Origin of the sequence: Actinoplanes sp. NPDC051470 (genome assembly GCF_040682035.1) — a bacterium.
GTDB lineage: Bacteria > Actinomycetota > Actinomycetes > Mycobacteriales > Micromonosporaceae > Actinoplanes.
In genome coordinates this window covers 188,611-205,448 of sequence record NZ_JBFBAA010000004.1, presented here as the reverse complement: position 1 = coordinate 205,448, position 16,838 = coordinate 188,611, and the positions used below count along the sequence as shown (strand labels likewise).

Here is a 16,838-nt window from a genome sequence, read left to right as displayed (position 1 = left end):
TTCCTCGGCGTCGCTTCGCCTGGAATGAGACCTCATCCCGCGAACCAGATACCGACCTGTCGCTACGGTGACTGAATGCCATCCCGCACGGCACCGGGACCTTCGGCACCGCTGCCAAGGCCAAGCACCTGACCGCCCGCCCCGCCGTGAGCGTCGCCCACATCAACGGCGAACGCCTGGCCGTCTTCGCCCACGGCCGGCGTTCGCCTGACTCAGGCCGGCGCCTCGCCGGGCTGGGGCACGAGGGCGCGTAGCTGTTCCCACGGCGGGACGTGGACCAGGCGGCCGGTGTCGTCGAGGATGCAGGCGGTCAGCATGGCCTCGAAGCGGGCCAGGTCGAGGCGGACGATGTCCGGTGGGTCGGCGACCGTGAAGTTGCGTTTGTACCAGCAGCGGTACGGGTCGAAGAACACGCACACCTTGGGCTTGCGCGGGGTGTCGTGGACCGTGCAGCGCGACTCGGCCGCGTCGAGCAGGCCGCAGGTCCGGTGGGTCAGGTGTTGCCAGGTGCCGTCGCGGGCGACGATCAGCTCGGTGCCGGGGAAGCCGAGCAGGTAGCGGACGTAGTCGAGGTCGGTGAAGGTCTGTGGGGTGGGATGTGGGGTCAGGACGATCCGGCAGCAGGGCGCCGAGCAGCCCTCGCACGGGTTGGCCTCGGCCATCTCACTGAACGAGCGGGCGTTGCGCCCGATCGCCTCGATCGGGACGAAGGTGCTGGTCATGGCCTGCTCCAGGCGTCGGGGTCGGGGCCGAACACGGTCGGGACCCGGTCGCCGATGCTGGGTTTGACCCCCCACAGCGCCCGGAACTCGTCGTCGCCGGTGCGATCCGTGATGGCGGCCAGCGCCTCGGTCGCGGCCGCGCGCTCGTCCAGCAGCCAGAGGGTGACCGCGGCGTAGGACGCGGTCGCCGGATCGGCCGTCTCGGCGGCGGCCCGGTGGACGACCGGTGACGCCGAGCGCAGTTTCTCGTCGCCGATCGCGCGCAGGGCGCTCGACCGCCCGGCCTCGGCCGGGTCGCCTGCGACGGCGGCGAGCGCCTCGGCCCGCGCGCCCGGGTCGGTGGGCAGCCCCGCGAACCAGCGCGCCACGCCGATGTCGGCGTCGAGGTCGGCGGTGGCCCACGCGGGGACCACCGCCCCGGGTACGTCCAGCGGACCGCCGTCGAGGGTGCCGAACATCAGCAGGCGATCACCGTCCCCGGGCCGGGGACGGTGTGGGGGAGAGCCGGTGGCCGCCGGCTGGGGCAGCGCCAGCGGGATCGGCCCGTGGCCGGGGTCGCCCTTGAGGATCTCGTCGACGGTCAGGGCCTCCCGCGCCGCGTCGAACCGCCCGGCCGCGACCACCTCGGCGGCGGTGCAGCGAGCGCCGATGGTCCAGCGGGTGACCCGGGCGAGGTAGCCGAGCCAGTCCGCACCCCGGTCGGGGAACGCCACCACGGGCAGCACGACGGCCATGTCAGTACACCACCAGCGCGGCCGACGACGTGGTGCCGATGCTCGTGGTTCCGTTGTCGATCGCGTACGTGATCTCGCCCGCCTTGTTCACCGAACGTGTACCCGCGCCGAACGAATGCCAGCCCTTGGTGTCGCGGTCGAACGTCTTGGAGTAGAGCGTCTCGTAGATGGCGGCCCACTTGGTCTGATCGTGGCCCAGGCCGGGGTGCGTGAGCTTGGCGGTGATCCGGTCCTTCACCTTCTGTTCCGCTTCCGCCTGCGTGCCGGTGGCGGGGAAGACCTTCCCGATGACATGGTCGGTCAAGACGGTTTCGGCCTCCTTGATCGAGATGTCGCGGGCCTGCTTGATGTCGTTGGAGTGTTCCCCCTCAGCCTGCCCGTCCCGGGCCGAGATGGCGGCGCTGATCTGGAAGAACACCGGCGCGCCGCCCTCCTTGATCTTGGTCGCGTGCCGGCCGGCGCCGAGGTACAGGCAGCGGCTGTCGCCCTCGTAGTAGTGCTGGGTCCAGGTCGGTGTGCAGGCCCAGCTGGGCGGCCCCATCCCGCCGGGGGCCGACGCCACGGCGCCCAGGTCGAACTGCGGCGCCTTGGCCGTGGCCCGGGGCAGGGTCGTCACGCCGGCCACCCAGTCGCTGTTGGCGCCCGCGGCGGTCTGGATGTTGTTCAGCGAGTCGACCGCGGGAGCGGCCAGGGCGTGGGCGGCGTCCTCCTGGTCGGCCGCGCCGAGCGCCGCCCACGAGACCGACGCGGGCCCGGAGAGGCCGCCGCCGGTGGAGACGGCCGCCGCGGGCGAGGTCTGTACGGCCGGTTCGTGTTCCTCGGCCCCCGGCTCCGCGGCCTGCTCGGCCCCGGCCGGCGGGATGATGAAGCACTCGGGGTCGGTCTCACCGGCCGAGCGTTGCAGCATGCGGGCGACCGCACGATTGCCGGCCGTCATCTGCAGGCGTAGCAGCGCCGCCGCGGGCGATCGGGGCGCCACCGCGCCGGTGCGCCGCTCGGCGCCCTCCTCGGCGGCGTGATCGGCTGTGTGGCGCATCGTCGCCTCCTGACCGGCTCACCCGGAGGGGCCCGCCTGGAACGAGTTTCCGCCCGTCACATCACTGTGGACAAGGACCGTCCGGGCAGTCGCCGCTGTCGGATAGTGGCCCCCCGTCGCGGCGGGGGACCGGGAGCCGGCCGGTGGCTCAGCGGTGGGCGGGCTGGTGAGCGGCGGCCGTCGTGGCCGGGCGGAGCCAGAGCGGGATCAGGCCGGCGCCGACCAGGATGGCTGACAGGGGCAGCAGGTCGAGGCTGATCGGGATCGTGGTGAAGCCGGCCAGGACCAGGATCGGCGACCAGACGGGCAGCCGGCGGGCCACGACGTGGCGGATCAGCAGGGTCAGCAGGCCCAGCTCGAACAGCAGTGGGCCGAGGATGCCGACCACGGCGGGCGGGTCGTAGAACGTGGCGACGATGTCGTGGGTGATCACCAGCAGGAAGAACAGCGAGCCGACGGCCGTGACCACGGTGGCGGCGGTGGTCAGGAGGCCGGGCCGGGCACGGCGCAGGCGGTCGGCCAGGAGGGTGAAGAGGACGATGGCCACCCAGAAGGCCGCGTGGCCGATGGTCCACGCCGGGCCGTTGCCACGGTCGCCGTCCAGGCCGTCGGCCCAGCGGCACACTCCATAGGCGAGCATGAGCGCCGGGGCCGCGTACGCGAGGAATTTGGTCATGCCGGGAGCCTCGCGCGGGCCGACCGCCTAGAGCCATCGGGGTTTGCCCGGTGCCGACCCCCAGCTAATGCACCAGGGTGACCCGCCCGGTGTCGAGGTCGTAGCGGGCGCCGGTCACGCGCGGCTCGCCGGCCGCGACGTAGGACGAGGGATGGATCTCCCTCGTTCCAGCAGGCCCCCGCTCAGGCGCCGGCGGTCAGCAGGCTCTTCTTGCGGCTCGGCAGGACCACGTCGACGATGCCGTACTCCTTGGCCTCTTCGGCCGTCATGATCTTGTCGCGGTCGATGTCACGCACGACCTGCTCGAGCGGCCGGCCGGTGCGCTCGGAGAGCAGGTGTTCCATCTGCTGGCGCATCCGCATGATCTCGCGGGCCTGGATCTCGAGGTCGGTGCCCTGGCCCTGGGTGCCGCCGAGGGCCGGCTGATGGATCATGACGCGCGAGTTGGGCAGCGCCAGCCGCTTGCCGGTCGTGCCGCCGGCCAGCAGGACCGCTGCCGCGGAGGCGGCCTGGCCCAGGCAGACCGTGGTGATGTCGGGCCGCACGTACTGCATGGTGTCGTAGATCGCGGTCATCGCCGTGTACGAGCCGCCGGGGGAGTTGATGTAGATGGTGATGTCACGGTCGGGGTCGGTGCCCTCGAGCGTGAGCAGCTGGGCCATCACATCGTTGGCGGACGTGTCGTCCACCTGCACGCCGAGGAAGATGATGCGGTCCTCGAACATCTTGGTGTACGGGTCCTTGGACGCTGTCCCGTACGAGGTCCGCTCGGTGAACGACGGCACCACATAACGACTCTGCGGGTTCATGCTCCGACACTAGGCAGGCGGGCCGGTTTTGGCCCGCCTGTTCGCCCTGAGCGTGTTCGCCGAGAGCTGAGTCGGTCGTTCACTCCCACCGCGCCCGGCGCATGCCGTCGGATGAGGGCTTCCAGTCGGCGCTGTCCCGGCTGTCGGCGACGAGCCCGAACCGGGCGGCGAGGGCGATGAGGACGAGGAAAAGCAGCACGCCGATAGCCATGGTGATCACTCCTGAGCTGGGGTTTTGTTGCTTACAGGAGAAAGCATGCGCCGGTCCGTGGCGGAGGGACAGTGGCAGTGATGCCACACATCTACAAAATCCTGCCAAGGCCGGTTAGGCTGTCGGCATGTTGCGGAAAGTGGCCGTCATCGCCCTCGACGACGTCGCCGTGTTCGAGCTCGGCGTGATGTGTGAGCTGTTCGGCTACGACCGCACCGCCGAGGGGCTGCCGGGGTACGAGTACGCCGTCTGCACCCCGGGCGGCGCTCCCGTCCGTACCCATGCCGGGTTCTCGATCGTCCCCGACCACGACCTCGCGCCGGCCGACGACGCCGACCTCGTCGCGGTCGTGCCGCACGACACCCTGGCCGAGCCGCCGGCCGAGGTCCTCGACGTCCTGCGCCGCGCCCACGACCGCGGCGCCTGGGTGATGAGCGTGTGCACCGGCGCCTTCGCCCTCGGCGCGGCCGGCCTGCTCGACGGGCGCCGCTGCACCACCCACTGGCGGCACACCGACGAGCTGGCCCGGCGGTTCCCCGAGGCCAAGGTCGACCCCGGGGTGCTGTACGTCTCCGACGGCAACATCCTGAGCAGCGCCGGCACCGCCGCCAGCGTGGACGCGGGACTGCACCTGATCCGGGAGGAGCAGGGCTCGGCGGTGGCCACCGCGATCGCCCGGCGGATGGTCGTGCCGCCACACCGGGACGGCGGCCAGGCCCAGTTCATCGAGTCGCCGGTGATGCCGGTGCAGTGCGACACGCTCCAGCCGGTGCTCACCCGGGTGCTCGAGTCGCTGCACGAGGCCCACACCGTCGAGACGATGGCCGACCAGGCCCACATGGCCCCGCGTACCTTCGCCCGGAAGTTCCGGTCCGAGACCGGCGTCACCCCGCACGACTGGCTGACCGGCCAGCGGCTGCTGCTCGCCCGGCGCCTGCTGGAAGACTCCGACCTGGGCGTCGACAGCATCGCCGTCCGGGCCGGCTTCGGCAGCGCCGCCACCCTGCGCCACCACTTCGCCCAGCGGATGAGCACCACCCCACAGGCGTACCGGGGCACGTTCCGGGGAACCATCCGCGCATGACCCAACCCACCGTGTTCGTGCTGTACGGCGCCACCGGCGACCTGGCCCGCCGGATGGTCCTGCCGGCGTTCCACACGCTGGCCGAGGCGGGCCTGCTGCCGGCGAAGTGGATGCTCGTCGGCAACGGCCGCGGCGACGTCGCCCACGACGAGTTCCAGCGCAACGTGCACGAGGCGCTCGACGGCAAACCGTCCCGGGCCTTCCTCGACCGGCTGCGCTTCGCCGGCGGCGGCTTCGACAACCTGCGCCCGGTGATCGAGGGGGCCCATCGCGAACTCGGCACCCGGGCCCAGCTCGTGCACTACCTGGCCATCCCGCCGGTGGCGTTCCCCGAGACCACCCAGGCGCTCGGCGACCTCGGCCTGGCCAAGGGCGCGAGGGTCGTGTACGAGAAGCCGTTCGGCACGTCACCCGGCGGTTTCCGTACGCTCGACCGGCTGGTCCACCGGGTGCTCGACGAGGATCAGGTCTACCGCATCGACCACTTCCTCGGTAAGGAAGCCACCCAGCAGCTCCACGTGCTGCGCTTCGCGAACGAGATGTTCGGCGCGATGTGGGACCGGCACCACATCGAGAGCGTGCAGATCGACGTGCCCGAGACGCTCGACGTGGCCGACCGGGCCGGCTTCTACGACGCCACCGGCGCGGTGCTCGACATGCTGGTGACCCACCTGTTCCAGGTGGCCGCCGAGGTGGCCATGGAGCCGCCGGCGTCGTTCGCCGCCGCCGATCTCCAGGCCGCCCGCGAGAAGGTCATCCGCTCGTTCCGGCCGCTCGACCCGGCCGAGGTGGTGCTCGGTCAGTTCGAGGGCTACAAGGACATCAAGGGCATCGCGTCGCGGTCGCGCACGGACACGTACGTCGCGGCCCGGCTGTGGATCGACAACCCGAGATGGCGCGGCGTGCCGTTCCTGTTGCGCACCGGGAAGCGGCTCGCGCAGAGCGCGCAGCAGGTCTCCCTCGTTCTGCGTACGCCGGACGGCCCGTTCCGCGATCTGCCCGCGCGCGGCAACGTGCTCACCTTCTCGCTCGCCGGCAACGGTGAGATCGACACCACCCTGCTGGCCAAGAAGCCCGGCGTCGCCCTCGGCCTGGAACCGGCCTCGGTCTCGCTGCCGCTGGCGTCGCTTCCCGACGCGGAACCCCTTCCCGCGTACGCCCGGCTCATTCACGACGTGCTGCTCGGCGACCGGTCCCTGTTCACCCGTCCCGACGGTCTCGCCGCGGCGTGGAAGGTCGTGACGCCCCTCTTGGAGAACAGGCCGAGGCTGATCCCGTACCCGCCGGGGTCGTCGGGTCCGCCGAAGGCCCGCAAGCTGGCCGCACCGCACGGCTGGCTCCTGGGCGGTTGAAATTCGCTGCGTGGTCGCGGCCGCGCGGCTACCGTCGGCCCTCATGACGATCCGCGTCACCGTCCGCGGTGCCTTCGCCGACCTGACCGACGACCAGCGCGCGGCTCTGGTGGCCGACCAGGCGTCGCACGACTACCTGCACACCACCTACACCCCCGAGGGTCACCTGACGTACGACCTGACGGTCCGGCCCAGCTTCGCCTTCCGCTTCGCCCTCTCGGCCGAGGACGCCGCCGCCGCCGCGACGGAGGCCGAACTGGCCGCGATCGGCTGGCTGGAGGAGCGCGGCTACGCGTACAAGCACCTCAAGGTCCAGGCCGTCGACATGGCCGAGGTCCCGCTGGGCGCCCGCGGCCGCAAGCTGTCCCGGTGAGCGTCCCGGTCCCGAAGCGCGTCGAGGTCGGCGAGGACCAGGTGCGCCGGCTGGTCGCCGAGCAGTTCCCGCAGTGGGCCGGCCTGCCGGTGACCCGCGTCGCCGCATCCGGCTGGGACAACCAGACCTTCCACCTCGGCGACCGCATGTCGGTGCGGCTGCCCAGCGCGGCGGAGTACGCGCAGGCGGTCGCCAAGGAACACCGCTGGCTGCCGGCCCTCGCCCCGCACCTCCCGCTGCCCATCCCGACGCCGCTGGCCTGCGGGCAGCCCGGCGCCGGCTACCCCTTCGTGTGGTCGGTCTACGGCTGGCTGGACGGCTCGCCGGCCACCGCCGACCAGATCGCCGACCCGGTCCGGTTCGCGACCGACCTGGCCGGCTTCCTGGCCGCCCTGCGAGCCGTGGACAGCGACGGCGGACCGCGGCCCGGCCTGCACAACTGGTTCCGCGGCGGCCCGCTGGCCACCTACGACGAGCAGACCCGGGACGCGCTGACCAGGCTGACCGGCCACATCGACGTCGCCCTGGCCCGCGCGGTCTGGACCGCCGCCCTGGACGCCACCTGGGACGGCGTCGACCGCTGGTTCCACGGCGACGTGGCCGACGGCAACCTCCTGCAGCGCGACGGACAACTGGCGGCGGTCATCGACTTCGGCACCTGCGGCGTCGGCGACCCGGCCTGCGACCTGGTGGTGGCCTGGACGCTGCTGACCCCCGAGGCCCGATCGGCGTTCCGCTCACGGCTGGCCGCCGACGACGCCGAGTGGTCCCGGGGCCGGGGCTGGGCCCTGTGGAAGGCCCTGATCCTGCTGGCCGACAACCCGGCCGACGCCGGAGCCGCCCGCGTCCTCGACGAGATCCTCAGGTCCACGGATCGCTGGTCGAGCCGGCTGGGGAGCCGGGCTACGAGCGGGTCCCCACCACCGTCCGTACCCTGAACGGCGAGTTGAAGGCGTCGATCTACGTCCTGCGTACGAAGGACGCGCCCACTCCTCGACCACGCGACTGACGTGCGGTCCGCCCGGGCCGGCGGCTATGCCGCCGGCTTTGTGGTGTCCCTTCGGTTACGCGAGCGGCCGTAGTGGTCGGCGACGGTGGTGAAAGCGGCTTTCGGTTCCCAGGGCATGTCGGGGTAGGTGTCGCCGCGGCGGTTTTCGAAGACCTTGACTATGGCGGGGCTGGCTATGTCCAGGTCGTCCCGGGGGTCACCGTCGGGGCGGTGCGGGTAGTTGTCGAGGGCGAACAGGTGGACAAAGGTGCTGTCCACGCCCTCGGTGTCGAAGATCTCCAGCATCTCGGCCAGGTAGGTGGCCTGCTCCTGCTCGTCGCGCTGGTAGTCGCCGTTCAGGCGCCGGGGGCGGCCGGTGGATTCGTCGTGCTCGACGATTGCCATGCTCTGCGGGGCCACGGCGGCGGCGCCTCGCCAGGTGGCGGTGCTGAAGCCGGTGACGGCAACCGGCCTGGGCTGGGCCGTCAACGTGCGGACGGCCTCGCGGAACTGGGGCTCGACCTCGGCCGAGCGGATCAGCTCGTAGGTGATGATGTCGAACCGGCTCCAGTCGACGCCCTCGAACTGGATCGCGGCGTAGGTGACCGGGCCGTGGAAACGGGTGCGGATCTCGGCCACGGCCTGGCCGAGGAAGGTGTCCAGGGCAGCCCGCGCCTGGGCGATCCGGCGGGGGCGGGCGGCCGGGTCGGCGAACAGGGTGGCCAGCCGGTCGTCCAGGCGGGCGCCATCCACGAAACCCGGGTTCATGATGGTCAGCTCGACGCCGGCCACGAAGACAACCTCGGCACCGTTCGCGCGCAGGCGTTCGGCCCGGTCGGCGCAGTCGGCGAACAAGGTCTGGATCTCGGCCGGGGTCTGTTCGATGGGGTACGGCGAGAACCAGATCTCCAGGCCCAGGCCGGCCGCGTGCCGGGCGGCGAGCTCCAGCCGCTCCGGGTCGCCGCCGACCAGGTGGACGGCGGTGCAATGCAGATCGTCCCGGATGATCGTCAGCTCTCGCCCGACACGATCGGGGTCGAGGTGGTCGATCGAGTTGTGGCCGTCGACGACAAATCCGGTGTTGTACGCGATGCCTTTGGCGCGCATGGCCCTCCTTGAAAGTGCGTGAGCGCAAGTTTGCGTGCGCGCATTCTTTCTGTCAAGGTGGGACACGTGACGGGCTTGCGGGAACAGAAGAAGCAGGCCACCCGAGCGGCGCTGGGCGCGGCGGCGCTGCGGCTGGCGTGGGAACGTGGGCCCGAGAACGTGCGGGTGGACGACATCGCGGAGGCCGCGGGAGTGTCGACGCGGACCTACAACAACTACTTCTCCAGCCGTGAGCAGGCCATCGTCGCGGCGGTCATCGCCGACCGCGAGTCGCGGGTGGCGGCGGCCGTCGTCGGCCGGGATGCCGATGTCGGGCTCGGTGAGGCGGTGATCGACGCCGTGGCGGGGCAGTACGAGGACGAGGGCGGGCGGGACGCACTGCTGATGATCACGGGTAGCCCGGCGCTGCGTGCGTGCTACATCGACACCGTCGCGGCGATCGAGGATCCGCTCGCCGAAGCTATCGTGGAGCGTTGCCCGGGCGTCGACACGCTCACCGCGCAGGTGCTGTCGGCCGGGGTCGGCGCCGCCGTCAAGGTGGCTCTTCGTCAGTGGCTGCGGCCGACCAGCATGCCCGGCTTCGTCATGGTCTCCGGCTCCCTGACCGATCTTCTGCGGACCGCGCTGACGCCGCTCCGCCCGGCGCTGGAGGCCGCCGGGGATACGGAAGTCAGTAGGTGTCGGCTGTGAGCGGGCAGATCGTGATCCTCAACGGGCCGCCGCGCTCCGGGAAGTCGAGCATCGTCTCGGTGATCCAGGAGACGTTCGACGGCGTGTGGATGAACCTCGGCGTGGACGCCTACATGCGGATGACACCGCGCAAACTGCAGCCCGGCATCGGTCTGCGGCCCGGCGGTGAGCGGCCCGACCTGGAGCCGTACATCGTCGACTGGTACCGCGCCCTGTACGAGTCGATCGCCGCCCACAGCCGCCTCGGCCTCAACGTCGTGGTCGACGCCGTGCACCACGACCACTACTCGACCGCCCGGCACGTGCTGGGCCGGTGCGCGCGGCAACTCGACGGGCTGCCGGTGCTCTTCGTCGGGGTCCGGTGCCCCGTCGAGGTCGCCCTGGCCCGGCGGCGAGCCACGTGGGGCGGCGCGGGCTTCACCCCCGGTTCCGGGGTACGCCACCCGGTCGAACTGTGGCACGAAGCCGTACACCAGCCTGGCCTCTATGACCTGGAGGTGGACACCTCGGCGCTGACCCCGGCGGAATGCGCCGCCGTGATCGCGCAACGTCTCGGATCACCGGCTGACGCCTTCCGGCAGCTGGCCTAGAACACCATGTACCAGCGGGCGTCCTGCCGCGACAGGCTGAACGAGTCGCGGTAGGTCTCCTTGGTGCTCCAGTTGCGCAGGGTCAGGTCGACCGAGGTGGTGCCGGCCATCCCGATGCCGCGGAACTGCATCGTGTCGTAGTCGAGGTGGCGCCCGCCCAGGCGGTCGAGCCGCTCGGCGATCGCCCGGTCGGCGTCGGCGCCCGGGGCCACCAGATCGTCGACCTGGTCGGGGTCGTCGGCGTTTAGCGCCTCGATGTACGCGCTGACCACGAGCCACGGGTCGTTCTCGTCCGGCTTCGGGCCGCCGCCCCCGCACCCGGCCACGAGCAGCGTGGCGGCCACGAGGCCGGTCGCTCGCATTCGGACACTCACGCGCTCACGATAGCGATCCGAACCAGGCATTGCGGCCCCGAATACCGTCAGGACCTACCACTGCCACGAACGGTGGGACGCGCATGCTGAGCTGGTCCTGGGACTTCAGGCGAGGCGGAGGCTCAGTTGGGTGCCCAGTTCGGTGAAGCCGAGCGCCCGGGCCACCCGGCGGGACGGCTCGGGGCGGGGCCAGCGCCGGTAGCCGGCCGCCGCCACGACCTGCCTGCCCGCGCGGATCACGAAGGCCGGCGAGGTGATCTCGTCGAGGCCCGCCTCGCCGGCGTCTTCGGGCGAGGCCACCAGCGACTCCCACGAGCCGGTCGAGACGTCGGACGTGTCGGCGGGGCGCAGAGCGGAGCAGTACGCCAGCGTCGCCGGGCCCAGGAACTCGTCGACCGGCAGCCGCGCGCGCAACGCTTCGGGCGAGGTCCACTCCGGGACCGGCAGGCCGGCCAGCGCGTCGCGCAGCAGGGCGGCCGCGGCAGGGGTGGGGGCGGTGACGACGGCCTTGTTCTCGATGGTCACCACGCCGGACCAGCCGGGTGGGCAGAGCGCCGAGCCGGGCGACACCACCACGTCGCCGCCGAAGGTGGTCGGCACGCCGGCCAGGGCGGTCCACAAACTTTGGATCCTCGGCTGCATCAGCGATGAGTTTCCGGAAGGAGCGGGGTTACAGGGGCATGACGAACAGCGAGAACGAAGTCAGGGAACTGGTCGTGCGCTGGGCGGCCGCCGTCCACGCCGGTGAGATGGATGTGGTGCTGGATCGGCATGCCGACGACATTGTCATGTTCGACGTGCCGCCGCCGTACCAGGGGGTGCGCGGCCTCGACGCCTACCGCGAGTCGTGGGTGCCGTTCTTCGTCTGGCAGGCCAGCGGGGCGGTCTTCGAGATCGTCGAGCTCACCGTGGTCGCGGGGGAGGACGTGGGGTACGCGTACGCGCTGCTGAAGTGCGGGATGCCGGACGAGATCGGGGCGCAGCGGCTGCGCCTGACGCTGGGCGTACAGAAGAAGGACGGGGTCTGGGTGGTGCAGCACGAGCACCATTCGTTCAGCGACGAGAGCGGGATCGGAAGCGACGAGGGCGGGATTTCAAAGGACGAGATCAAGGAGATCCACGAGGGGTGGTCACGCGCCACCGAGGCGAAGGACCTGGACGCGATGATGGCGAGCATCGCCGGCGACGTCGTGTCCTACGAGCACCAGGAACCGATCGAGTACCGGGGCGCCGACGCCGTCCGCGAGTCGTGCCGCGCCGGCCTCGAGTCGACCGACGGCAAGGTCACCTTCACCACGCCCGACCTGACCATCCACGTGGCCGGCGACCTGGCCGTCGCGTGGGGGCTCAACCACATGAGCCACGACGGAGAACCCGACCTCTCCCGGGGTACGCGCGTCTTCCAGCGCCGCGGCGGCACGTGGCAGATGATCCACCAGCACGTGTCATACCCGGTCCCCGCGTAGTACCGGAGTCAAGGCGTCGAGCACGGCCGGGTCCTCGATCGTCGACGGCACGGGCTGGTCCCGGCCGTCGGCGATGCCGCGCATCGTGCCCCGCAGGATCTTGCCGGAGCGGGTCTTCGGCAGCCCGGCCACGACGTCGACGCGCCGCAGCGCCGCCACCGCGCCGATCTGCTCGCGGACCAGCGCGACCAGATCGGCCGGGTCGACGGTGGCGCCGGCCTTGAGCACGACCAGCCCGCGCGGCACCTGGCCCTTGAGATCGTCGTGCACCCCGAACACCGCGCACTCGGCCACTGCCGGGTGTGACGCCAGCACCTCCTCCATCGCGCCGGTGGACAGCCGGTGACCGGCCACGTTGATGACGTCGTCGGTGCGGCCCATCACGTACAGGTAGCCGTCGGCGTCGAATCGGCCGCCGTCGCCGGTCAGGTAGTTGCCGGGGAACGCCGACAGGTAGGACGCGACGTAACGTTCGTCGTCACCCCACAGGGTCGGCAGGCAGCCGGGCGGCAGCGGCAGGCCGATGACGATCGCGCCGTCGGCGCCGGCCGGCACGTCCTCGCCCGAGCCGTCGACCACCCGGACGCGGTAGCCGGGCACCGGGAACGACGGTGAGCCGGCCCGGGTCGGCAGCTCCTCGAGGCCGCGCGGGCCGGCCGCGATGGGCCAGCCGGTCTCGGTCTGCCACCAGTTGTCGATCACGGGTACGCCGAGCCGGGCCCCGGCCCACGCGTAGGTTTCCGGATCGAGGCGCTCGCCGGCCAGGAAGAGGCACTTCAGCGTGCTCAGGTCGTACCCGCCGAGCAGTGTGCCTTCGGGATCTTCCTTCTTGATCGCGCGGATGGCGGTCGGGGCGGTGAACATGACGGTGACGCCGTGTTGCGCGACGACCCGCCAGAAGGCGCCCGCGTCCGGCGTGCCCACCGGTTTGCCCTCGTAGAGCACGGTGGTGGCGCCGGTGAGGAGCGGGGCGTAGACGATGTACGAGTGGCCGACCACCCAGCCGACGTCGGACGCCGCCCAGAACACGTCGCCGGGCCCGGCCGCGAAGACCGCTTTCATCGAGTAGCGCAGCGCCACCGCGTGCCCGCCGTTGTCCCGGACGACGCCTTTCGGCCGGCCGGTCGTGCCCGACGTGTAGAGCAGGTAGAGCGGGTCGGTGGCGGCCACCGGGACACAGTCGACCGGCGCCTGGTCGCGGACGGCGTCGGCCCAGTCGACGTCACTCGCACCCAGCGCGAACGGGTGCTGCGGCCGCTGCAGGATGATCCGGCGCGACGGCCGGTGGGCGGCGAGGTCCAGGGCCGCGTCGAGCATCGGCTGGTAGGGCACCACGCGGGCCGGCTCGATGCCGCACGAGCTGGCCACGATCACCGTGGGCCTGGCGTCGTCGATGCGCGCGGCCAGCTCCTTCGCCCCGAAGCCGCCGAACACCACCGAGTGCACCGCGCCGATCCGCGCGCAGGCCAGCATCGCGACGACCGCCTCGGGCACCATCGCCATGTAGATCACGACCCGGTCGCCCCGCTCCACACCCAGGTTCCGCAGGGCGCCGGCGAAGACCGCGACTTCGTCGCGAAGTTCCCGATAGGTGTACGACCGGAGCACGCCGGTCACCGGGCTGTCGTGGATCAGCGCCGGCTGCTCGCCGCGTCCCGCCTCCACGTGCCGGTCGAGCGCGTTGAAACAGGTGTTCAGCTCGGCGTCCGGATACCACCGGTAGATCGGCGCCGCGCTGTCGTCGAGGATCCGCTCCGGCGCCCGGACCCAGTCGATCGCCTCGGCCGCGTCCCGCCAGAACCCGATCGGGTCCCGCATGCTGCGCTCGTACGCCTGCCGGTAGTCACCCATCAGCTCATCCTGCGCGCCGTTCACACTTGACGCCATGCGGTTCACGATCAGCCCGGCCACCCACGCCGACCTGCCCGCCCTGCGGCCGTTGATCTCGTCGGCGACGGCCGAGCTCCTGCGCCCGTTCCTGACCCCCGACCAGGTGGCGTCCAGCCAGGCGATCATGGGCCTGGACACGCAGCTGATCGACGACGGCACCTACTACGTGGTCCGCTCCGGCGACGCCTACGCCGGCTGCGGGGGCTGGAGCCGCCGGGCGACGATGTACGGCGGGGACCACTCGGCCGGGCGGGACGCCGCGCTGCTCGACCCGGCCACCGAACCGGCCCGCATCCGGGCGATGTACACCCACCCGTCCTTCACCCGCCGCGGCGTCGGACGCCTCATCCTCACCCACTGCGAGCAGGCGGCCGCCGCCGAGGGCTTCACCACCCTGAGCCTGGTGGCCACGCTGGCCGGGCGGCCGCTCTATGAGGCGGCCGGCTACCAGCCGGTCGAGCACCTGACCGACGCGTCCGGCGGCGCGCCCGTCCCGCTCGTCCGCATGCGCAAGTCACTGCGTTGATCGCCGGCCGCGCAGGTGGTCCAGGCCCCAGGCGATCAGGCCGGTTACGGCGCCGGTGAGGAGACCGGTGAAGAGGCTGCTCACGAAGGCGAACGCGCGCAGCACCACCTCGGGGGCCCGGCTCGCCGCGTCGGCCGTGATGGCGTGGTCCCAGAAGATCTGGTGGGTCAGGGCCAGCCCGAGGCCGTAGATCGCGCCGACGATGAGCAGGCTGAGGAACGGCTTCGCGGTGGCGGTGAGGACGGCCGCCGCCACCCAGGCCAGCAGGGGGACGAAGACGAAGAGCAGGTTGACGAACGTGCGCTCGTGGATGACGTCGAGGTCGTGCAGGACGGCGCGGGGGACGGCCAGCAGCGCCAGCACGATCATGGCCCAGGGCTTCAGCATGCGCCGAAACTAGGCGCGGCGTCGCGGGCTGCCATCCGTACCCGGGCGATGCTTCTGTCGACCCTCGACGACATCACGGGGCGTTAGGTTGAGGCATGGACCGACGCACCCCGTGGCTGGTGGACGCGCTGCTCGGGCTGGCCGTGACCGGGTCGCTGGCCGCGGTCATCTCGTCGCGGCAGGGTGGCACGCACGGGCCGGACGCGCTCGCCTACCTGTGGGCGGCCGGCCTGGGCGCGCTGATGTTCGCGCGGCGCACCCACCCGCGCGCGGTGCTGCTGGTGACCGCGTTGGGGCTGTTCGCCTACTACGCGGCCGACTACCCGGCCGTCGGCATCGCGGTGCCGGTGGCGGCGGCGCTGTTCTCGGCGGCCGAGGCGGGCCGGCTGACCGAGTCGATCGGCGCGGCCGCCGGCGTCCTGGCCGTGTCCCTGCTGTACCGGCTGCTGGAGGGCCAGGACGTCGCCTTCGTGCTCGGGTACGACCTGGTGCCGCACGTGGCCCTGATGGCGGCCGCGATCGCGCTCGGCGACGGGCTGCGCAGCCGCCGCCGGCAACGCGCCCAGCAACGTGAGCTGGCCGCGCTCACCGCCCGTGAGGAGCGCCTGGCCATCGCCCGCGACCTGCACGACTCGATCGGGCACACGATCTCGGTGATCTCGCTGCACGCGGATGTCGCCCGGGAGGCGCTCGGTCCCTCGTCGGAGGGTGCGGAGGTCGCGCTGCGCCGGATCAAGGACGCCACCTCGGACACGATGCGTGAGCTGCGCCGGACCGTCGGGTTGCTGCGCGCCGACGAGCCGCTGTCCCTCACCGCGCTCGATCCGGTGCTCGACGCGGCCCGCTCCGCGGGATTCGATGTGTACGCCGACATCGCCGTCGCCCCGGGAGAGCTGTCGCCTTCGGTCGACGTGGCGGCCTACCGCATCGTCCAGGAGGCGGTGACCAACGTGGTCCGCCACGCCTCGGGCGCGAGCCGGGTCGACGTGGTCGCCACGGTCACCGCCGGCCGGCTGCGCCTGACGATCAGCGACGACGGGCCACCCTCCGGCGGCCGGGGAACCGGCCACGGCCTGGCCGGCATGGCCGAGCGTGCGGCGGCCGTGCACGGCTCGCTGGACGCCCGGCACGAACCGAGCGGCTTCATCGTCACCCTGGAGGCTCCCGCGTGATCCGCGTCGTGCTGGTCGACGATCAGATGCTGGTCCGGGCCGGGCTGCGCGCCCTGCTGCAGAACGACCCCGGGATCACGATCGTGGCCGAGGCGTCCGACGGGGTGCTCGGTCTGGCCGAGGTCGGCCGCCACCGGCCCGACGTGGTGCTGATGGACATCCGGATGCCCGGCGGCGACGGCCTGACCGCCACGGCCAAGATCGTGGCCGACGAGTCCCTGTCCATGGTCCGCGTCCTGGTGCTGACCACGTTCGACGCGCCGGACGAGATCGACGGCGCGATCCGGGCCGGCGCCGCGGGCTACCTGTTGAAGGACGCGGGCTCCGACGACCTGCGCCGCGCCGTGCACACCGTCGCCGAGGGCGGCAACGTGATGTCCCCGTCGGTGACCCGCCAGGTCATGCAGCGGGTGGCCGCCCAGACCCCGCAGCCCACGCCCGACCCGCGCCTCGCCCGCCTGACCGACCGCGAGCGCGCCGTCCTGGCCCGCGTCGGCCTGGGCGAGACCAACCAGGAGATCGGCGCGGCCCTGTTCCTCAGCCCGGCGACCGCCCGCACCTACGTGAGCCGCCTGATCACCAAGCTGAACGCCCGCGACCGCACCCAGCTGGCCGTCATCGCCCACCGCGCCGGCCTCACCGCTTAGGGTC

21 protein-coding genes are annotated in these 16,838 nt (G+C 72.0%); 10 read left to right on the top strand and 11 right to left on the bottom strand.

The window, feature by feature from the left end:
- Positions 1-212: 212 nt before the first annotated feature.
- The 6 genes from AB0M54_RS10100 to AB0M54_RS10075 form a co-directional block, all read right to left on the bottom strand.
- Complete coding sequence (locus AB0M54_RS10100) at positions 213-722, bottom strand: hypothetical protein (protein WP_364316060.1); 510 nt, start codon at positions 720-722, stop codon at positions 213-215.
- On the bottom strand, positions 719-1,456 hold the full coding sequence (locus tag AB0M54_RS10095) for a hypothetical protein (RefSeq protein WP_364316063.1): 738 nt from the start codon (positions 1,454-1,456) through the stop codon (positions 719-721). The genes AB0M54_RS10100 and AB0M54_RS10095 overlap by 4 nt, the downstream gene beginning before the upstream one ends.
- A 1-nt stretch (position 1,457) precedes the next feature.
- Positions 1,458-2,492 carry a hypothetical protein gene (locus tag AB0M54_RS10090; RefSeq protein WP_364316066.1) on the bottom strand — a complete coding sequence of 345 codons (1,035 nt, stop codon included), beginning with the start codon at positions 2,490-2,492 and terminating at the stop codon, positions 1,458-1,460.
- Positions 2,493-2,640: 148 nt separating this feature from the next.
- Positions 2,641-3,168 carry a hypothetical protein gene (locus AB0M54_RS10085; RefSeq protein ID WP_364316069.1) on the bottom strand — a complete coding sequence of 176 codons (528 nt, stop codon included), beginning with the start codon at positions 3,166-3,168 and terminating at the stop codon, positions 2,641-2,643.
- 182 nt (positions 3,169-3,350) lie between these two features.
- The gene (locus AB0M54_RS10080; RefSeq protein ID WP_364316071.1) at positions 3,351-3,977 is read right to left on the bottom strand and encodes an ATP-dependent Clp protease proteolytic subunit; all 627 of its coding nucleotides are present in this window, start codon (positions 3,975-3,977) and stop codon (positions 3,351-3,353) included.
- Between the two features lie 79 nt (positions 3,978-4,056).
- A complete protein-coding gene (locus tag AB0M54_RS10075; RefSeq protein WP_364316074.1) occupies positions 4,057-4,188 on the bottom strand; it encodes a hypothetical protein in 132 nt (43 codons plus the stop codon).
- A 127-nt stretch (positions 4,189-4,315) separates the two neighbouring features.
- Here AB0M54_RS10075 and AB0M54_RS10070 point away from each other — a divergent pair, with 127 nt between their 5' ends.
- From AB0M54_RS10070 to AB0M54_RS10055, 4 genes are read left to right on the top strand one after another with little or no spacing between them, the layout of a single operon-like run.
- On the top strand, positions 4,316-5,272 hold the full coding sequence (locus AB0M54_RS10070) for a helix-turn-helix domain-containing protein (protein ID WP_364316077.1): 957 nt from the start codon (positions 4,316-4,318) through the stop codon (positions 5,270-5,272).
- The gene (locus AB0M54_RS10065) at positions 5,269-6,624 is read left to right on the top strand and encodes a glucose-6-phosphate dehydrogenase (RefSeq protein WP_364470248.1); all 1,356 of its coding nucleotides are present in this window, start codon (positions 5,269-5,271) and stop codon (positions 6,622-6,624) included. Before AB0M54_RS10070 ends, AB0M54_RS10065 begins: the two co-directional genes overlap by 4 nt.
- A 43-nt stretch (positions 6,625-6,667) precedes the next feature.
- Complete coding sequence (locus tag AB0M54_RS10060; RefSeq protein WP_364316081.1) at positions 6,668-6,997, top strand: DUF6204 family protein; 330 nt, start codon at positions 6,668-6,670, stop codon at positions 6,995-6,997.
- Positions 6,994-7,935, top strand: a complete 942-nt coding sequence (locus AB0M54_RS10055) for an aminoglycoside phosphotransferase family protein (protein WP_364470246.1) — start codon at positions 6,994-6,996, stop codon at positions 7,933-7,935. The genes AB0M54_RS10060 and AB0M54_RS10055 overlap by 4 nt, the downstream gene beginning before the upstream one ends.
- Before the next feature lie 95 nt (positions 7,936-8,030).
- Here AB0M54_RS10055 and AB0M54_RS10050 read toward each other — a convergent pair whose 3' ends face one another.
- Entirely contained in the window at positions 8,031-9,092 is a 1,062-nt protein-coding gene (locus tag AB0M54_RS10050; protein WP_364470244.1) for a hypothetical protein, read from the bottom strand.
- Positions 9,093-9,158: 66 nt separating this feature from the next.
- On the opposite strand from AB0M54_RS10050, the gene AB0M54_RS10045 reads away from it, so the two are divergent.
- Together AB0M54_RS10045 and AB0M54_RS10040 are read left to right on the top strand one after the other, a co-directional pair.
- Complete coding sequence (locus AB0M54_RS10045) at positions 9,159-9,782, top strand: TetR family transcriptional regulator (protein ID WP_364470242.1); 624 nt, start codon at positions 9,159-9,161, stop codon at positions 9,780-9,782.
- Positions 9,779-10,372 (top strand): chloramphenicol phosphotransferase, encoded by a 594-nt coding sequence (locus tag AB0M54_RS10040; protein ID WP_364316090.1) that lies wholly within the window; start codon positions 9,779-9,781, stop codon positions 10,370-10,372. Before AB0M54_RS10045 ends, AB0M54_RS10040 begins: the two co-directional genes overlap by 4 nt.
- Here AB0M54_RS10040 and AB0M54_RS10035 read toward each other — a convergent pair.
- Both AB0M54_RS10035 and AB0M54_RS10030 read right to left on the bottom strand, forming a co-directional pair.
- Complete coding sequence (locus AB0M54_RS10035) at positions 10,369-10,746, bottom strand: hypothetical protein (protein WP_364316093.1); 378 nt, start codon at positions 10,744-10,746, stop codon at positions 10,369-10,371. The genes AB0M54_RS10040 and AB0M54_RS10035 overlap by 4 nt on opposite strands.
- A 105-nt stretch (positions 10,747-10,851) precedes the next feature.
- Entirely contained in the window at positions 10,852-11,388 is a 537-nt protein-coding gene (locus tag AB0M54_RS10030) for a hypothetical protein (protein WP_364470240.1), read from the bottom strand.
- A 38-nt stretch (positions 11,389-11,426) separates the two neighbouring features.
- Here AB0M54_RS10030 and AB0M54_RS10025 point away from each other — a divergent pair, with 38 nt between their 5' ends.
- The gene (locus AB0M54_RS10025; protein WP_364470238.1) at positions 11,427-12,212 is read left to right on the top strand and encodes a nuclear transport factor 2 family protein; all 786 of its coding nucleotides are present in this window, start codon (positions 11,427-11,429) and stop codon (positions 12,210-12,212) included.
- Here AB0M54_RS10025 and AB0M54_RS10020 read toward each other — a convergent pair.
- Complete coding sequence (locus AB0M54_RS10020; protein WP_364470423.1) at positions 12,192-14,063, bottom strand: propionyl-CoA synthetase; 1,872 nt, start codon at positions 14,061-14,063, stop codon at positions 12,192-12,194. The two genes, AB0M54_RS10025 and AB0M54_RS10020, sit on opposite strands and share 21 nt — an antisense overlap.
- 34 nt (positions 14,064-14,097) lie before the next feature.
- On the opposite strand from AB0M54_RS10020, the gene AB0M54_RS10015 reads away from it, so the two are divergent.
- Positions 14,098-14,628: a GNAT family N-acetyltransferase gene (locus AB0M54_RS10015; protein WP_364470236.1), complete on the top strand. Its 531-nt coding sequence runs from the start codon at positions 14,098-14,100 to the stop codon at positions 14,626-14,628.
- Here AB0M54_RS10015 and AB0M54_RS10010 read toward each other — a convergent pair.
- A complete protein-coding gene (locus AB0M54_RS10010) occupies positions 14,617-15,015 on the bottom strand; it encodes a hypothetical protein (protein ID WP_364316104.1) in 399 nt (132 codons plus the stop codon). The genes AB0M54_RS10015 and AB0M54_RS10010 overlap by 12 nt on opposite strands.
- A 95-nt stretch (positions 15,016-15,110) precedes the next feature.
- Here AB0M54_RS10010 and AB0M54_RS10005 point away from each other — a divergent pair, with 95 nt between their 5' ends.
- Both AB0M54_RS10005 and AB0M54_RS10000 read left to right on the top strand, forming a co-directional pair.
- On the top strand, positions 15,111-16,187 hold the full coding sequence (locus tag AB0M54_RS10005; RefSeq protein WP_364470234.1) for a histidine kinase: 1,077 nt from the start codon (positions 15,111-15,113) through the stop codon (positions 16,185-16,187).
- The gene (locus AB0M54_RS10000; RefSeq protein ID WP_364316110.1) at positions 16,184-16,834 is read left to right on the top strand and encodes a response regulator transcription factor; all 651 of its coding nucleotides are present in this window, start codon (positions 16,184-16,186) and stop codon (positions 16,832-16,834) included. Before AB0M54_RS10005 ends, AB0M54_RS10000 begins: the two co-directional genes overlap by 4 nt.
- Positions 16,835-16,838: the final 4 nt, after the last annotated feature.

Bases quoted from the DNA above. Each gene is read 5' to 3' on its own strand.
- AB0M54_RS10100 (WP_364316060.1), bottom strand. From the start codon at position 722: ATGACCAGCACCTTCGTCCCGATCGAGGCGATCGGGCGCAACGCCCGC.
- AB0M54_RS10095 (WP_364316063.1), bottom strand. From the start codon at position 1,456: ATGGCCGTCGTGCTGCCCGTGGTGGCGTTCCCCGACCGGGGTGCGGAC.
- AB0M54_RS10090 (WP_364316066.1), bottom strand. From the start codon at position 2,492: ATGCGCCACACAGCCGATCACGCCGCCGAGGAGGGCGCCGAGCGGCGC.
- AB0M54_RS10085 (WP_364316069.1), bottom strand. From the start codon at position 3,168: ATGACCAAATTCCTCGCGTACGCGGCCCCGGCGCTCATGCTCGCCTAT.
- AB0M54_RS10080 (WP_364316071.1), bottom strand. From the start codon at position 3,977: ATGAACCCGCAGAGTCGTTATGTGGTGCCGTCGTTCACCGAGCGGACC.
- AB0M54_RS10075 (WP_364316074.1), bottom strand. From the start codon at position 4,188: ATGGCTATCGGCGTGCTGCTTTTCCTCGTCCTCATCGCCCTCGCCGCC.
- AB0M54_RS10070 (WP_364316077.1), top strand. From the start codon at position 4,316: ATGTTGCGGAAAGTGGCCGTCATCGCCCTCGACGACGTCGCCGTGTTC.
- AB0M54_RS10065 (WP_364470248.1), top strand. From the start codon at position 5,269: ATGACCCAACCCACCGTGTTCGTGCTGTACGGCGCCACCGGCGACCTG.
- AB0M54_RS10060 (WP_364316081.1), top strand. From the start codon at position 6,668: ATGACGATCCGCGTCACCGTCCGCGGTGCCTTCGCCGACCTGACCGAC.
- AB0M54_RS10050 (WP_364470244.1), bottom strand. From the start codon at position 9,092: ATGCGCGCCAAAGGCATCGCGTACAACACCGGATTTGTCGTCGACGGC.
- AB0M54_RS10030 (WP_364470240.1), bottom strand. From the start codon at position 11,388: ATGCAGCCGAGGATCCAAAGTTTGTGGACCGCCCTGGCCGGCGTGCCG.
- AB0M54_RS10025 (WP_364470238.1), top strand. From the start codon at position 11,427: ATGACGAACAGCGAGAACGAAGTCAGGGAACTGGTCGTGCGCTGGGCG.
- AB0M54_RS10020 (WP_364470423.1), bottom strand. From the start codon at position 14,063: ATGGGTGACTACCGGCAGGCGTACGAGCGCAGCATGCGGGACCCGATC.
- AB0M54_RS10015 (WP_364470236.1), top strand. From the start codon at position 14,098: ATGCGGTTCACGATCAGCCCGGCCACCCACGCCGACCTGCCCGCCCTG.
- AB0M54_RS10010 (WP_364316104.1), bottom strand. From the start codon at position 15,015: ATGCTGAAGCCCTGGGCCATGATCGTGCTGGCGCTGCTGGCCGTCCCC.
- AB0M54_RS10005 (WP_364470234.1), top strand. From the start codon at position 15,111: ATGGACCGACGCACCCCGTGGCTGGTGGACGCGCTGCTCGGGCTGGCC.